Source organism: Streptomyces synnematoformans, assembly GCF_039531005.1.
Taxonomy (GTDB): domain Bacteria; phylum Actinomycetota; class Actinomycetes; order Streptomycetales; family Streptomycetaceae; genus Streptomyces; species Streptomyces synnematoformans.
Genome location: NZ_BAAAPF010000007.1, coordinates 49083 through 64768, shown reverse-complemented (window position 1 = coordinate 64768; position 15686 = coordinate 49083). Strand labels below are relative to the sequence as shown.

Below are 15686 nucleotides of genomic sequence, written 5' to 3'. Positions count from 1 at the left end.
GCCCATGAGGAGGAAGAGGACCCAGCCGCGTGCAGTCATGCCGGTCAGCGTCCGCCCGCGCCAGCAGCGCCCGCTCGATGCGGAGTTCGGTGGCGGTGTCGAGGCCGGAGAGCGCGTCATCCATGATCAGCAGCCGCGCGTCGCGGGCGAAGGCGCGGGCCAGGCCCAGGCGTTGCAGCTCGCCCCCGGACAGCGGCACGTCCGCGGCGGGGGTGGCGTAGCCGGCGGGCAGGGCCCGTACGAACGCGTCCGCGTCGGTCGCCTGCGCCGCCGCGACCTCGCGCTCGGCCGCGACCGGGGTGCGGGCGTCGGCGTACGCGAGAGCCTCGGCCACCGTGCCGCCGAGCAGGAACGGGCGCGCGAACGCGTACGCCACCGCCGCCCGCAGCTCCGTGCGCGCCAGGGCGGCCAGCGGTACGCCGTCGAGGCGGACGTCGCCCGCGTCCGGGTCGGTGAGCCGCCCCGCCACCGCGGCGAGCAGCGACTTGCCGGCACCCGAACGCCCCACCACCGCGACCGTCGCGCCCGCGGGCACCGTCAGGTCCAGCCCGTGCAGCACGGCCCGCCCACCGCGCCGCACCGTGACCCCGCGCAGCTCCAGCCGGCCGCCGGCGCCCGGCGCCGGGGCGGCGTCCGTCCCGTACGGGATCGGGGGCAGCCGCAGCACCGGCGTCAGCCGGCGCGCCGCCGCCCGGCTGCGTACGAGGGTGTTGACGTGGCCCACCAGGACGCCGATGCCGCCGGCGAGCATCGCGTACCGGCCCGCCGCCAGCAGCTCGCCCACGCTCAGCCGGCCCGCCCCCAGCCGCAGCCCGGCCACCGCGACGACGGCGAGTTGCAGCAGCGGCACGACGACGGCCGCCTGTGCGGTGGCGCGGCCCTGCACGTGCCACATCCGGTGCCCGTGCCGGCTGAGCTCCGGCAGCGGGCCCAGCGCGCGGTTCCGCTCGCGGCCGACGGTGCCCGCGGCGGCGATCGTCCGCGCGCCGGCCAGCGCCTCGGCCAGCCGTGCGGCGATGGCGGCCTGCGCCTCCTGGTAACGGGTCACGCAGTCGCCCGCGCTGCGGACGAACGCGCGCAGCAGGAGCACGAGTACGGGCGTGCCGACGCCGAGGACGACGGCGAGCCAGGGATCGATGACGGCCAGCGCGACGAACGCGCCGACCGGGGTGAGGAGCGCGCCGAACGCGGAGGCGGCGGCGGTCGGGGCGGCGCCGGCGTGGGCGGCGTTGCCGGTGGCGCGGGTGACGAGGTCGCCGGTGGCCACCTCGGCGGCGTGCCGCGGCTCGGTGGCGAGTGCGGCGCCGAGCAGACGGCGGCGCAGCCAGGCGGTGGTGCGGGCGGTGGTGACGCCGTTGAGCACGGTCTCGGCGGCGTCGAGGAGGATGACCGCCGCGGTCAGTGCGGCGCACAGGGCGAGCGCGCGGGAGGCGCCGGGCGAGTCGGTGAGCAGCCGGTCCAGGGCGACGCCGAGCATCGCGGGCAGGGCCAGGGCCGCGCCCGCGGCGGCGGTGGTGACCAGGCAGAGTGCGGCGGTGTACGCACCGCTGTGCCGCCCGGCCCGTACCAGCAGCCGCCGCGTCCCACCCGCCGGTTCTCCGTCCCGCTCCATGCCTCTCCGTTCCGCCGTCCCGCCGTCCGGCCCCCTCCCGTCGTCAGCCCTCTGCGCCGGGACCCCGCGGCCCCGGGCGCCGTCGTGTGCGCCCGGGGACTCTGTGCGGGACGGTCAGAGGCAGAGCAGCACGCTGTGGGAGCTGTGCTTGCCGCACAGCAGGCTCAGGCTGCTGTCGCCGCCGCTGGTCTGCTCGGCTGCCTCAAGGGCCTGCAGGTCGAGAAGCGCCATGATCTCTCCTTGGTTGGCTCGGTTACTGCTGGGACTTACCGGATGGTGCAGGTGCTCCGGCCCCGTCGTGGGGCCGGTCCGCCTGGCGTCCGCGCCGGTGCGCGGGCGACAGGAAGGGCAGGCCGGCGCCGCTCCCGGGCTGCGCCGCGGCGAGCGCGAGCAGGCAGCCGGCGGTTCCGGTGGCCAGGTCCATGGACAGCCGCATCATCTGGTCGCCGGGAAAGGCGAGCCCGTCGCCGTACGGCAGGGCGTACCAGGAGAGCGCGGCGGCCTGGGCGGCGAGATCCCCGGGGCGTACGCCGGGGGTCGCGGTGCGGGCGAGGTGCAGCAGCATCCCGGCCCGCCCCTGGAACAGGCCGGGTTGGGCGTAGTAGCGCATACGGGCCGCGGGCAGCACCGCGGCGCGGGCCTCGGCGAAGTCCGCGTCGTCGCGGTGTGCGAGGTAGTCGTCGAGCACGGTCGCGATGCCCGCGCTGCCGTCGCCGAGGTACGGCATGGTGCGGTGGCCCTCGTCGACGACGAGGCCGCCGGTGCGGTCGACCCGGCAGCGGTCGAGGTCGCGGCGGAGCGCGTGGGCGGCGGCGTCCAGCAGGGCGGGGTTGCCGGTGCGCTCGTGGAGCCGCAGGAAGAACAGCGCCGGGCCGGTCCAGCCGTGCAGCAGACCGGCGCGCTCGCCGCCCCGGCCCGGCCGCGGGCCGGCCGGGTCCCCGGTCGGCCCGGCGTCCGCCGCGGCGAGCCGCTCGGTCAGCAGCGTCGCCGCGCGCAGGGCGTGGTCGTGCAGGGACGGCTCGCCGCAGGCGGTCGCGAGGTGGTCGAGCACCAGCCCGGCGCCGGCGAGCCCGCCGTGCAGGTGTGCGGCGAGGCCGTGCCAGTTCTCGGCGAGCACCCGCGCGGTGAGGTCGAGGGCCCGCTTGCCGTGCCCGAGCCGCTCCAGGACGTACGCCGCGCCGAGCAGCCCGTCGTACAGCCCGAACGGCGTGCCGCGCGGCGGTGCCGCGGTCTGCCGCAGCAGCCACTCCTCCCCGGCCTCGCTGCGCGGCGCGCCGGCCTCGGCCAGCGCGTACAGCACGCCCGCGGCGCCGAAGGAGAGCCCGAGGCCGCCGCCGTCGTTGAACTGGGCGACGTCGCCGGGGAAGACGCGGTCGTCGCGCCCGGGGGTCGCGGAGGCGGCCAGCGCCCGGGCCATGGCCGCGCGGCTGCGCGGCCAGTCGTCCGGTTCGGTCGGCAACAGCGGCTCGGCGGCCCCCGCACCGGGTCTCGCCGCCGCCGTGGCGGCCCGGGACGCCCCGGTGCCGGCCGCACCCGCGGCCGGTCCGCCGGCGATCTCCTCGACCGCCTCCCGCAGGAACGCCTCCGGCAGCTCCGGGAACTGCTCCGCCGCGATCCGGGCCAGGTGCGCCGCCTTGCGCCGGTCGACGGCCAGCAGTGTCGTCATCGGCAGGAACAGCGCGATCCGCAGGCAGGCCAGCGCGTAGCGGTCGATCGCGAAACCCTCGCGGTCGGCCGGTGCGACGTAGCCGGGGTGCGCCACGATCTGCCGCGGCCCGGCCGCCACCGGCGCCGCCGCCTCGAAGTCGACCAGCGCCACCGAAGGGTCGTCCTCGTCGGGCGCGACCATGATGTTGAACATGTGCAGGTCGTTGAAGACCAGCCCCCGCCCGTGCACCGCGGCGACGGCCCGCTCCACCGCCCCCTGCACCCGTACCGCCCAGCGGGTGTACGACGCCACCTCGGCCGGGTCCGGCCGGGCGGCCAGCAGGGGGTGCCGCTCCGCGAAGAAGGAGTTGAGGGTCCGCCCGGGCAGGAAGTCCATGACAAGGAAGCGGTGCCCGCCCAGCTCGAACCAGTCGCGGACGCCCGGCGCGACGCCCAGCCCGGTCAGCCGCTCCAGCGCGGACTTCTCCCGCTCCAGCCGGGCCACCGCGTCCGCGCCGTCGGCGGCGAGCCCGGCGTGCGGCCGGGCCTCCTTGAGCACGACCTGGGCGCCGTCGCGCAGGTCGGTGCCCGCGTAGACGCCGCCGCCGTTGGAGAAGTGCAGGGCGCGCTCGATGCGGTACGGCAGGCCGGTGGTCGTCGTGGCGTTGCGCGCGGCCAGTTCCGGTGCGAGGAAGCCGGGCAGCGTCACCCAGTCGGGCACGCTGAACGCCGGGTCCTTGCGGTCGGGGATCAGCGTGCCGTCCGGTCCCTCGACGGCCGGCACCAGCGCCCCGTCGGCGCCGACGCAGTAGCGTGGCGCGAAGCCGCCGTAGCGCACGTGCAGCGGCCCGTTCCGCCAGCGCAGATCGGTGAGGATGTACGGGCCCTCCTCCGCGGCGAGCTGCTCGCCCAGCTCCTGCAGTACGGCGTGCAGCATGTCGTCGTCGCGGGGGTATATCGTGGCGAACTTTCCGCTGATCGTGCGGCTGGCGTACTTCGAGTTGCGGAGATAGAGGAGTTGCTTTCCCGGTACGAACTTGAAGGGAATGCCGCGCGGCACGCAGTAATCCCAGATATGCGTGCCGACCCGGTCGGCGTTGTCGAGGCGGGCCGAGACGTGGATCTTCCAGCCCTGCTCCGGCCAGTCACGATCCTCCAGCGGCTGCAACTGGCGCCAGTCGCCGGACCACGCGTCGATCCACCCCGCGGGGGTCTCGCGGCGGGCGACGGGAAAGTGCCCGGCCGCGGTGTCGGCGGCGCCGGTCAGTCGGTCCGGAGTTTCGTAGAAATACTCGTCGGCCAGGCAGAACGCCTCGTATCGCTTGTCCATTTCCCCCCAAGGCCGTCACGTCGACTGCGCTCAGGAAGGATGGCAGCCGGACGGGCACCGGCAGTAGTCACCGCTGTCATGAACAGGGAGTGAAGTACGCACGGGTACGGCGTGCGGCGCGCACGATCGGCGCGTACGGTCCTCGCCACGCGGCCCCGAAGGGTGGCTGCCGCGGTATTGCCGCGTGCGGTGCCATGCTTCTACGGTCTTCGCACGCAGCTCGACTCTACGGGTGTAGACCCCTGGTGACGTCGCGTCACCGGAAGGGAGCAGAGGCCGTGAGCCGTACAGTCATCACCGGCGGGCTGGTCGTCACCGCCGCCGACGAGATCCACGCCGACGTACTCGTCGAGGACGGCCGCGTCGCCGCCCTCGCCGCACACGGCAGCGACGCCGCCGCCGGCTGGCGCGCCGGCGCCGCCACGCTCGACGCCACCGGCAAGTACGTCATCCCGGGCGGGGTGGACGTCCACACCCACATGGAGCTGCCCTTCGGCGGCACGTTCGCCTCGGACACGTTCGAGACGGGCACCCGCGCCGCCGCCTGGGGCGGCACCACCACCATCGTGGACTTCGCCGTCCAGAAGCAGGGGCAGGCGCTGCGCGAGGGCCTGGACGCCTGGCACGCGAAGGCCGACGCGCAGTGCGCCGTCGACTACGGCTTCCACATGATCCTCTCCGACGTCAACGAGCACACCCTCAAGGAGATGGACGGCCTGGTCGAGGAGGGCGTGACCTCCTTCAAGATGTTCATGGCCTACCCCGGCGTCTTCTACAGCGACGACGGCCGGATCCTGCGCGCCATGCAGCGCGCCGCCGGCAACGGCGGGCTGATCATGATGCACGCCGAGAACGGCATCGCCATCGACGTCCTCGTCGAGCAGGCGCTGCAGGCCGGCAGGACCGACCCGCGCCACCACGGCGAGGTACGCAAGGTGCTGCTGGAGGCCGAGGCCACGCACCGCGCCATCCAGCTCGCCCGCGTCGCCGGCAGCCCGCTCTACGTCGTGCACGTCTCCGCCGAGGAGGCCGTCGCCGAACTGGCGCAGGCCCGCGACGCCGGCCTGCCGGTCTTCGGCGAGACCTGCCCGCAGTACCTGTTCCTGTCCACCGACAACCTCGCCGAGCCGGACTTCGAGGGCGCCAAGTACGTCTGCTCCACGCCGCTGCGCCCCCGCGAGCACCAGGCCGCACTCTGGCGCGGGCTGCGCACCGACGACCTCCAGGTCGTCTCCACCGACCACTGCCCCTTCTGCTTCACGGACCAGAAGGAGCTGGGCCGCGGCGACTTCTCCCGGATCCCCAACGGCCTGCCGGGCGTGGAGAACCGCATGGACCTCCTCCACCAGGCCGTGCTCGACGGACACCTCACGCGCCGCCGCTGGATCGACATCGCCTGCGCCACGCCCGCCCGGATGTTCGGCCTCTACCCCCGCAAGGGCACCATCGCCCCGGGCTCCGACGCCGACATCGTCATCTACGACCCCGAGGCCCGCCAGACGCTCTCCGCCGCCACCCACCACATGAACGTCGACTACTCGGCGTACGAGGGCAAGGAGATCACCGGGCGCGTCGAGACCGTGCTGTCCCGCGGCGAGACCGTCCTGGCCGGCCGGGAGTTCACCGGCCGGACGGGGCACGGCCAGTACGTCCCGCGCGGCACCTGCCAGTTCCTGTAGAACGCGGAGAACGCGGAATACGCAGAGTACGCGGAGAACCCAGCCTCCAGACCCACCCGATCCGGCACTGTTCCCGAAGGGGGCCGAAGTGGATTTCGGACTCGTGCTGCAGACCGACCCGCCCGCATCCGCCGTCGTCGGCCTGATGCGCCGCGCCGAGCGCAACGGCTTCCGCTACGGCTGGACGTTCGACTCCACCGTCCTGTGGCAGGAGCCGTACGTCATCTACAGCCGCATCCTGGAGCACACCGAGCGGCTCACCGTCGGCCCCATGGTCACCAACCCCGGCACCCGCGCCTGGGAGGTCACCGCCTCCGCCTTCGCCACCCTCAACGAGATGTACGGCAACCGCACCGTCTGCGGCATCGGCCGCGGCGACTCCGCCATGCGCGTCGCCGGCCGTCCGCCGAACACCCTGGCCCGCCTCGGCGACGCCATCCGCGTCATCCGCGACCTCGCCGAGGGCCGCGAGGCCGTCGTCGACCGCGAGGCCGGCACCACGCTGACGCTGCCGTGGGTCGAGAACGGCCGGCTGCCGGTGTGGATGGCGGCGTACGGGCCGAAGGCGCTGGCGCTCGCCGGGCAGGTCGCGGACGGCTTCATCCTGCAGCTGTCGGACGTCTACCTCACGGAGTTCATGGTCAAGGCCGTACGCACCGCCGCCGCCCAGGCCGGCCGCGACCCGGACGACCTGACGGTCTGCGTCGCCGCCCCCGCGTACGTCACGGACGGCACCCCCGAGGCGCTGGCGCACGCGCGCGAGCAGTGCCGCTGGTTCGGCGGCATGGTCGGCAACCACGTCGCCGACCTCGTCGACCGCTACGGCGAGCACTCCGACGTCGTCCCCGAGGCGCTTACGGCGTACGTCAAGCAGCGCCAGGGCTACGACTACTCCCACCACGGCCGCGCCGGGAACCCCTCCACCGACTTCGTCCCGGACGACATCGTGGACCGCTTCTGCATCCTGGGCCCCGTCGAGGCGCACGTGGAGAAGCTGCGCCGGCTGCGGGAGCTGGGCGTGCACCAGTTCGCGATCTACGCGATGCACGACGCGAAGGAGTCCACCGTCGACGCGTACGGGAAGTACGTCATCCCGGCGCTGGGCTGAGGGAGGGCCCATGGCCGCCGACGCCGCGTAACCCCCCGTTTCCTCGCTCGGCAGTGAAATGTGAATTCAGCGCGGTGTCACACACAGGTGCTATGTTCTCGATTGTGAGCCAAGACGCCCCTGTGACGCGGTGGTTCGGGCACCGTGCCCGTCTTTCGCTTCCGCCTGCCGGTGTGTTAAAGGCCGATGGGCAGGCGCACGCAGCCCGTACTCTGTGGAACCTGCTGCATGCCTGGTGGCAGATGATGCCGAGGGAGAAGCGGAGTCTCGCGAACGCGGACGCGGCGATCCGTCAGGCCCGCCAGGACATCGGCTTTCTCGAAGTCCTGCCCGCGCAGGCCGCGCAAGCGGTACTTAAGACGTACGTTCGGGCGTGGCAGAACTGTTGGGGCGGTCGCGCCGGTGCCCCGGGCTTCAAGGGCCGGTTCCGCACGGTGATGGCCGTGGATATCCCGCAGGGCCGGGACCTGAACATCACCCGCGTGCACCGGCGCTGGGGCATGGTCAACATCCCCAAGGTGGGCCGGGTGCGGTTCCGGTGGACCAAGGACCTGCCCGTGGGCAGGCACGCCAGCTCGGAGAGCCGGATCACCGGCGCCAGGCTGATCAAGGATGCGCTCGGCTGGCACATCGCCTTCCGAGTCCAGGCGGTGGAAGGCAGGCCCGAGCCGCACCCCGGGCCGGAGGTGGGCATCGACCTGGGTGTCACCGTGCCTCTCGCCCTCTCGGACGGCGGAACGTACGAGCACGGCGCGTGGCTGACGAAGAAGGAGAAGGCCAGGCTTCTGCGTCTGGAGCAGCGTGCCGCGCAGCGCAAGCGGCACCGCAGGCCCGGCGAACGTACCAGCCGCCGGTTGCACCGCACCTACGACCAGATCGCAGGGCTGCGCGCGAAAGCCAAGCGCCGGGCCCTTCACTGGCAGCATCAGACGACCACCGCCATCGCCCGCACCTACGGCACGGTCGTGGTCGAGGCGCTCACCCTCACGAGCATGGTCAGGTCGGCCAGAGGCACCGTTGAGGAGCCGGGGAAGAACGTTGCCCAGAAGTCCGGGCTGAACCGCTCGATCAGCCGGGAGGCATGGGGTCGGACGGTCGCCATGCTGGCGTACAAGACCGCCCGGCACGGCGGTACCCTGGTCAAGGTTCCTGCCCCCGGTACCTCCCGGCGCTGCTCGGCGTGCGGCTTGACCACGCCCGGCAGCCGGGAGTCCCAGGCCGTGTTCGTGTGCAAGAACCCGGACTGCGGCTGGTCAGGCAACGCCGACTACAACGCGGCCCGAAACGTCCTGCACCTGTACCGGATGGGCCACGCGCTCGTCCCGGCTGCCGGGAGGGCAGTCGTCAGGCGCGCTCAGCGCGTCAAGCCCGCTGCCGCAAGGCAAGCGGGAATCTCCCAGCACCAGGCGGGAGAACACTCCAAATCTTCGTCTGGCTCGGCGACACCTACGCAGGCCTCCTCGGCGCGGTCGCCGGCCTGCTGGCTGTCGGGGGCTCCCACACGGACGCCGGCGCCTCCGGCCCGTACCCCGAGGACGGCCTCATCCCGCTGCTGAAACCGCTGGCGGACTACGGCTGGGCGGTGGGCCTGGGCACGTCGCTGATCCTGTACAGCCTGCTGATGTCGGGAAGGCGGGAGAAAGCGGTCACACCCGGCCCAGCCGGGCCAGCAGGGGCGGCAGCGCCTCGCTGATCGGCTCCCGGACGACCTCGGCGGCAAGGTGGTCGTACGGCGTGGGCTCGGCGTTGACCACGACCAGCCGGGCCCCCGCCGCCGCGGCCCGCCCCGCCAGCGACGCCGCCGGCTGCACCTGCAGGCTGCTGCCGACCACGAGGAAGACCTCCGCGGCCTCGGCCACCGCCACCGCGGTGGCCAGCACCTCGGGATCGAGCGGCTGCCCGAACATCACCGTCGCCGACTTCAGGATCCCCCCGCACTCCCGGCACGCCGGATCCGCCTCCCCGGCCGCCACCCGCTCCAGCGTCTCGGCCATCGGCCCGCGCCACGGACACGCCGTGCACACCGCGGTACGGGACGACCCGTGCAGCTCCAGCACCTTGCGCTCGGGCAGCCCGGCGAGCTGGTGCAGCCCGTCGACGTTCTGCGTGACGACCCGCACCGGCGTGCCGGAGCGCGCCAGCTCCGCGACGGCCGCGTGCGCGGCGTTGGGCCGCGCCCCGCGGGCGGCGCCGTCGCGCCGCATGACCCAGGACCGGCGCCGGATCTCCGGATCGGCCATGTAGTACTCGTACGTGACGAGCTTCTGCGCCTCCGGATCCCGCCGCCAGACCCCGTTGGGCCCCCGGTAGTCGGGGATGCCGGAGTCGGTGGAGATCCCGGCCCCGCTGAGGATCGCCACCAGCGGCCCCCGCCCGTCACCCGCCGTCGTGGACATGCGCCCAGGGTAGGGCGGGGGCCCCGGGAAGGGGGAAGGCGGCCTCTCCCGCAGGGGAGAGGCCGCTGTCGCGGACGGGAACGGCGCCGGTTGCGGCCGCGGTGGCGGCCACGGTGGCCCGGTGCCCACTCGACGCAGTCGCCCTCGGCGCCGTTGATGTGGCTGGACTTGTCAGCCGGGTACGACCCGCCAGCCGGTGTAGTGCGTTGGCGCGATGCTCGTGCCCGCGGTCGAGCGGTCCCGCCAGCAGATGCTGTCAGCGTCTTCGGGGAGGCCGAGGACGGAGCGGTACTCGTGGAGGGTGATGTCCACGGCGTACGCTTCGACGCCGTACTGGCCGACCACCCGGCCGTTCGGGGGAACGGGCGCGGTGGCCGTGACACCGGTCGTGGTCGTCGTGCTCTGTGTGATGCTCGTGCTGACGTTGGCGTTCAGGAAGCCGAACAGCGAGGCACTGGCGCCGAGGCTGGAGGTCAGGCTGAACGTCTTCGACACCGATGATGTGAAGCTTCCCGTGATCTCGCTGTTCGTGCCGTTGACGACGACGCGCTCCTCACTCACCAGGAATTCGGGCCGCACCGAAGTGACGACGTACTCATAGGCCACGTACTCGGGATAGTGGGGGTTGAAAACGTTGCTCCACGTCAATCCGCTGGGACAATCGCCCACGGCCGCCTGGGCCGGGGACGAGATGCCCATGGTCAGCGTCGTCGTCAGGGCGGCCAGCGTCGCCCCTGCCGCGATCCGAGATCTCCACCGCGCCAGGCGACGCAGGCCGCTCCTGGCCCGTGTACTGCGCTTGGCCATTCTTCCCCCTTCTCGGTGCTCCTGCTGAGGATGCCCCGAGGGTGTCCTGCTGAGGATCCCCCGAGGGGCGTTGGCCGGCCCGACCATATGCGGTCGCGACGGCGCGGTCTTTGTGACGGGGCGAAGAACCGGCGGAATCGGCGGCGACGACTTTGTCACTTCGCGCAGTCGCAGGTGCGGGATCGAGGCAGCCCTCGACCCCGGTGCGGCCACCGTCGCCGCCGAACCCGTCGTCCGGCCCGGTGACCGCGGCTGCCGGACCGTCGGTGCGCAGGGCCTGGGGAAAGGCTCGTCAGCGGTGCGCACCAACTGCTCTGGCGGTACGCTGAAGAAGGCTGACGCAACGTCAAAGAAGAGGGCGGGGGATTGGTGTGACGGCCGGTCAGAGCGACCGCCCCGAGCCGCAGGGCGATGACCTCTCTCCCGACAGCAAGCCGGCGACCCGGGACCGCGGCCCGGGGACGCTCCCGGAGTCATCCGGACCGAGTATCGGCTCTGTGGCCGGCGGGTCGATCGCCGTAGGGGAGGGCGGCACCGTCAACATCGGGTCGTACGGATACCCGCAGACGTCACCACCGGACACCGCGTCGCCGGACTCCCCGTCACCACCGCCACTCGCGGCACAGCGGCAACGCTTCTACTTCGACTTCCTGAAGCACTCCCTGCAGCAGGCCGAGTGGACCTTTCGGCTGAGCGTGTGGTTCATGACCGGCGGCGCGGCCGTGATCCTCGCCGGCGGGGTCCTCGCGCTGGTGCACGCGGGCAACCCTGATCTCAGCTACCTGCCCCTGGTCACCAGCCTGACCGGTGCGTTGATCACGGTCGGCGGAGGCGCACTGGCGGTGCACGCACGGCGCGCGCGTGCTCATGTGACGGAGCAGGCCGACCGCATCGACGAGAAGATCGACCTCGATCACAAGCTGGAAACGGCCACCACTCTGATCGACCGGATCGACGACCCGTCGGCGCGTGACCGGCTCAACGCCGCCGCGGCGATGAAGTCGTTGGACATGCAGCCGAGCCCGGAGATCATGGTCGACCGACTCCTGCCCGAACAGGCAACACCCCCGCCCGACGAGATCGAACCAGGCAACGACTCCACCCCCTGAGCCCTGCCCGCCGAACACCCCCGGGGAGCGCCGGTGCGCGGTCACTCCGCCGCGGCTGGGCGCTGCGTTCAAGGTCTACACGGTGTCGAACGTAGCGCTGCTCGTCGTTCATGTCGCAGCAGACCTGTTGGCTCGACGGCGCTTGTAGTACGCGATGGTCAGTACGCCAAGCAGCGGGCCCCACAGGGTCAGTGGTGTGTAGCAGACGTAGAACCAGGCAGCTTCCCAGCCGCCGGCCTCGCCGGGGAAGTCGTCCGGCAGGTCGTCGCCGCGGATCGTGGTCCCCTGGATCTCGTTGACGACGGCCAGGATGGTGAACGTGAGCGTGAGGATCGTGGCTCCGAGGGCAGCTGGGATGAGCGCGGCCTTGGTCGGGACGCGGCGGCCGCGCAGGCGGGGGATCCAGCGTGGGAACACCTCACCCCAGTGAGCGATGAGTCCGATCGCGGTGAAGGCGAGAAGTTCGGAGACGATGGATAGGGAGGGGATGTACATGCGCTCCCCGAAGCTGACGCCCTCGTCGAACGCCGCCGGGAGCCGCCACAGGCTTGAGGGCAGGACGACGAGGGGTACGGCGTATGCGGTGAGTTGCAGGCGACGCGACACACCCGTGACGGGCCGGTGGGCGGCCCGCCATGCCGAGTGGAGCCGACTGGGCCGGGCGACAACGGGGGTATCGACGTGCGGGAGAGGCATGCGCGTCCTCAGCTTCTGCAGACCGGCGATCAATTCCATTCCGGAATGAATATGGCAAGCCATGGGCGCGCGAAGAATCACTCCGCGGGCTGAACCCGGCTCCGTCGCCGGGTTGATGGCGGATGCGACGCCGGTATGACGGAGGGCGCGCATCGAGCCGCTGCCACCGCGCCGGGAGCGCCGCTTCCGGTATCCAGGCCCGCAGACCGCTGCCGGACCGGCAGGTGCTGCAAGGTCAGCGCCCGCGGCATCGTGCCCGCCATCGCCCGCCGCGGCGCCCGGCACGGCACCGGACCGGGCGCCTACCGGTGGGTCGTCGAGCGGACACCTGCCTGGCTCCACGGCTTCTGACGCCTGCGCATCCGCTGGCGTATCACTTCACGGACACTTTCATTCTGAACAGTTTCTCCGCATTTCGGAACGCAATCTTCTCCTTGTCTTCGCGTGGCAAATCGACTCCGCGGAACCAGTCGGTCTGCTCCTTTATGTCCGCGAACGGGTAGTCGGTTGCGAACATCACCCGATCCACGCTTATGTACTTCAGCAGGAGATCGAGCAGTTCGGTCTGGGGGAATGCGCTGGTTGTGACCCAGAAGTTTTCCTGGAAGTATTGTCCGATGGGCTTCTCGAGCGAGTCTTTGGTCGGCTCGCCCATGTCATTGACGATCCGCTCGTAGTAGAAGGGAAGACCTTCACCCATGTGGCCGATGATGATTTTCAGTTTGGGGAATCTGTCGAAAACCCCGTACGCGATCATCCGAATGCATTGGGTCAGCACCTCCTGGTGCCAGCCATATCCAGACCCACTGAAAATGTAGTCCTGGTACTCTTCCTTGTACTTAGACCGTGTGGTGCTGTAGTAGACCTTGAAGACCTCGTCAGCCGGATAGCCGGGATGCAGGTAGATCGGCACATCGAGAGCAACGGCACGTGCCAGCACAGGCTCGAAATCGGGATGATCGAGATACTTCTTCGCGATGTGTCCGTTGGTCAGTGCGCCCAAGAAGCCATCTTCCCGAACCGAGCGTTCCAGTTCGTCCGCCGCCGCCTCCGGGCTCTGCAAGGGCAAGGTGGCGAAAGCCTTGAAGCGGTCCGGATATGTGGCGATTGCCCCGTCTGCAAGTTGCCGGTTGAGACGATGGGCAAGGTCGATGCCCCTCTGCCCAGGGACATTTTGTACGGAGGGTGTATGAGCAGAGAGGATCTGAACGTTGAGTCCCCCCGCATCCATATCGCCGATGCGGCGTTGGCCCAGATCCGAAAGACCAATTTCCTCAAGGAACGCTATGTGATCCTGATTGATGGAGTTCAGCTTCAACAACGTGGGAGTCGAAAAGGTCTCCTCCGTGCCGATGAAGGGCAGGTCCTGGTCCCGCCGTGAAATGTCCGAAGTCTTGTCGGAAGTCTTGTCGGAAGTCTCGTTCTCGCTCACTTCCGAGACAATGGCGTACGTGGACAAGCCGGCACCAATGCCAAGTGCCGTGCTGGCGGTGAGAAAGCCGCGGCGTCCCATGGGCTTCATGTCAGTCCCTCTCTTCAGGCGTTACTAGCCTCCTGCATACGGATTGCATCGCTTATCCGCATGCCTACTTGCTACCGAGCGAACCTGAGACGAACGTTAAAAAGCTGCTCACGCGCTCTGCTAACAGCGGCTAACAGAATGTGCCGAGCTGTCGATGGGTGATGAGGCAGCAGGCGAGTTTGAGGAACCGCAGGCGTCGGAAGCCGTGGAGCCAGGCGAATGTGCGCTCGACGACCCACCGGTAGACGCCCGGTCCGGTGCCGTGCCGGGTACCGCGGTGGGCGATGGCGGGCACGATGCCTCGGTCGCGGACCTGGTCGCGGTAGACGTCGTGGTCGTAGCCGCGGTCGGCGAAGAGCCAGTCGGGTTTCCGGCGGGGCAGGCTCCTGGGTCGCCTCCTGGAGGAAGCCCTCTTCGCTATCTACTAGAGGGACGTCGGCTGCGGCTCACGGCCCTTCGTAGTCGGCGATCCTTGCCCGGACATCCGGATGGTCCGCAATACGGGACGGCAGCGTGGTCGTGGAGGAGACGTGGGCCGCGGTGAGCTGGTCGGCCGTTACGGAAGCGCCCGTGAGGTCCGCACCGGCCACGTCGGCCCCCGTCAGGTCGGCCCCGGTCAGGTCTGCGTCCTTCATGTTCGTGTTGGCCAGAAACGCGTCCTGCAGGTGGGCGTCGCGGAAGCTGGCCTGTTGCAGGTTCGCCCCTTTGAGGTTGGCGCCCTTCAGGTTCGCCCCACCCAGTCTCGCCCCGGTCAGATTCGCTTTGAACAGCTGCGTCTCGGCCATATCGGCGCCGCCGAGCGATGCACCGGACAGATCGGCACCGACGAGGTAGGCATCGCTGAGATCCGTTTGGGGCAAGAAGGCCCGGCTGAGATCGGCAGCGTCGAGGTTCGCCCCCGTCAGGTCCGCTCCGGTCAGGTTCGCGTGGTGCAGTCGGGCCCTGGTGAGGGTCGCACGCGTCAGATCCGCGTCGGTGAGGATGGCGTCCTCTAAGCGGGCAGGACGGTAGTCGTCCGGGTCGAAGGGGCGGAGTTCTGGGTAGGGGACGCGGTGGCCCAGGTCGACGCCGGGTAGCCGGGCCGCGCGCAGGTCGGGGACGAAGTAGTCGTCATGGGCCGGGTCCCGGGTCGCGATCACGCTCAGTGCGGCCTGTATGTCCGCGGCAATCGGTGCCCCCTTCTGCGGTGGCCGGTCGGCGTGGGCGCGGACGTACGTGGTCAGCACGTTGGCGATGCCGGGGTGGTCGCGGGGCGAGTCCTGCATGATGCGCTGCAGCGCGTAGACACCGCCCAGGCGTACTTCCATCGTGTCGCTGCCGAGGTTCGTCACGGCGGCGTTGTAGCGGTCGGTGATCTGGCCTTCCTTGCTGATCTGCAGCTCCTCGCGGACCTGCGCGGAGGAGTACCACAGGCCCACCGCGGCGACGAGGGAGGCGATGAGCACCGAGGCGAGTTCGACCCGGCGAGCCCAGTCCAGTCCCTGTCGCCGCGGAGCTTCACTTGTCCGCCCCTCGCCGTTGCCCTCCATCACTCACGCCCTTTCGGCTCCGCCCCACACAGCCGTAGCCCAGCCTGTACCACCTCCGGCTCAGGAAGCACGCACTTGCTGATCGCAGCCGCAACCTGCACCGCCCCCGCGGATACGACTGGGCCGAACCCGCCGCGGCATGTCCGTCGTGGCCGCCCTCTGCACCTGGCTCATGCCTCGACCCACGCTGGCGAGGGAACGAAAGTTCGGTAAGCGCTCACCCACAGGGTGAAGTCACCCGGGCTCCTGCG

Annotated in this window: 12 protein-coding genes and 2 pseudogenes; 5 read left to right on the top strand and 9 right to left on the bottom strand. The window is 71.0% G+C overall.

What is annotated here, in order from left to right; translation table 11 throughout:
• The 3 genes from ABD317_RS03445 to lanKC form a co-directional block, all read right to left on the bottom strand.
• A partial coding sequence (locus ABD317_RS03445) for an ATP-binding cassette domain-containing protein (protein ID WP_344287667.1) occupies window positions 1-1612 on the bottom strand: 1612 nt, incomplete at its 3' end.
• Window positions 1613-1726: 114 nt separating this feature from the next.
• On the bottom strand, window positions 1727-1843 hold the full coding sequence (locus tag ABD317_RS03440) for a SapB/AmfS family lanthipeptide (protein WP_106963025.1): 117 nt from the start codon (window positions 1841-1843) through the stop codon (window positions 1727-1729).
• Between the two features lie 22 nt (window positions 1844-1865).
• Entirely contained in the window at window positions 1866-4589 is a 2724-nt protein-coding gene (lanKC, locus tag ABD317_RS03435) for a class III lanthionine synthetase LanKC (protein WP_344287665.1), read from the bottom strand.
• 278 nt (window positions 4590-4867) lie between these two features.
• Here lanKC and hydA point away from each other — a divergent pair, with 278 nt between their 5' ends.
• The 3 genes from hydA to ABD317_RS03420 all read left to right on the top strand — a co-directional run bounded on the left by hydA (window position 4868) and on the right by ABD317_RS03420 (window position 8932).
• A complete protein-coding gene (hydA, locus tag ABD317_RS03430; protein WP_344287663.1) occupies window positions 4868-6268 on the top strand; it encodes a dihydropyrimidinase in 1401 nt (466 codons plus the stop codon).
• Window positions 6269-6356: 88 nt separating this feature from the next.
• The gene (locus ABD317_RS03425) at window positions 6357-7376 is read left to right on the top strand and encodes a TIGR03842 family LLM class F420-dependent oxidoreductase (protein ID WP_027752360.1); all 1020 of its coding nucleotides are present in this window, start codon (window positions 6357-6359) and stop codon (window positions 7374-7376) included.
• Between the two features lie 173 nt (window positions 7377-7549).
• Window positions 7550-8932 carry an RNA-guided endonuclease InsQ/TnpB family protein gene (locus ABD317_RS03420; RefSeq protein WP_425582260.1) on the top strand — a complete coding sequence of 461 codons (1383 nt, stop codon included), beginning with the start codon at window positions 7550-7552 and terminating at the stop codon, window positions 8930-8932.
• Between the two features lie 90 nt (window positions 8933-9022).
• On the opposite strand, the gene ABD317_RS03410 is transcribed toward ABD317_RS03420, so the two are convergent.
• Window positions 9023-9772, bottom strand: a complete 750-nt coding sequence (locus ABD317_RS03410) for an SIR2 family NAD-dependent protein deacylase (RefSeq protein ID WP_344287660.1) — start codon at window positions 9770-9772, stop codon at window positions 9023-9025.
• 171 nt (window positions 9773-9943) lie between these two features.
• Complete coding sequence (locus ABD317_RS03405; protein WP_344287658.1) at window positions 9944-10579, bottom strand: hypothetical protein; 636 nt, start codon at window positions 10577-10579, stop codon at window positions 9944-9946.
• Between the two features lie 497 nt (window positions 10580-11076).
• Between ABD317_RS03405 and ABD317_RS03400 the strand changes: the two genes are divergently transcribed.
• Window positions 11077-11688: a TRADD-N-associated membrane domain-containing protein gene (locus ABD317_RS03400; RefSeq protein ID WP_344287656.1), complete on the top strand. Its 612-nt coding sequence runs from the start codon at window positions 11077-11079 to the stop codon at window positions 11686-11688.
• Window positions 11689-11796: 108 nt separating this feature from the next.
• Here ABD317_RS03400 and ABD317_RS03395 read toward each other — a convergent pair whose 3' ends face one another.
• Window positions 11797-12384, bottom strand: coding sequence for a hypothetical protein (locus tag ABD317_RS03395; protein ID WP_344287654.1), 588 nt, complete (start codon window positions 12382-12384; stop codon window positions 11797-11799).
• Between the two features lie 243 nt (window positions 12385-12627).
• Here ABD317_RS03395 and ABD317_RS03390 point away from each other — a divergent pair.
• Window positions 12628-12732, top strand: a pseudogene (locus ABD317_RS03390) (IS5/IS1182 family transposase); the annotation flags it as partial.
• 25 nt (window positions 12733-12757) lie between these two features.
• Here ABD317_RS03390 and ABD317_RS03385 read toward each other — a convergent pair.
• The 3 genes and pseudogenes from ABD317_RS03385 to ABD317_RS03375 all read right to left on the bottom strand — a co-directional run bounded on the left by ABD317_RS03385 (window position 12758) and on the right by ABD317_RS03375 (window position 15435).
• Window positions 12758-13906, bottom strand: coding sequence for an amidohydrolase family protein (locus ABD317_RS03385; RefSeq protein ID WP_344287652.1), 1149 nt, complete (start codon window positions 13904-13906; stop codon window positions 12758-12760).
• A gap of 130 nt (window positions 13907-14036) precedes the next feature.
• Window positions 14037-14303, bottom strand: a pseudogene (locus tag ABD317_RS03380) (IS5/IS1182 family transposase); the annotation flags it as partial.
• 49 nt (window positions 14304-14352) lie between these two features.
• Window positions 14353-15435 carry a pentapeptide repeat-containing protein gene (locus ABD317_RS03375; RefSeq protein ID WP_344287650.1) on the bottom strand — a complete coding sequence of 361 codons (1083 nt, stop codon included), beginning with the start codon at window positions 15433-15435 and terminating at the stop codon, window positions 14353-14355.
• Between the last annotated feature and the right edge of the window lie 251 nt (window positions 15436-15686).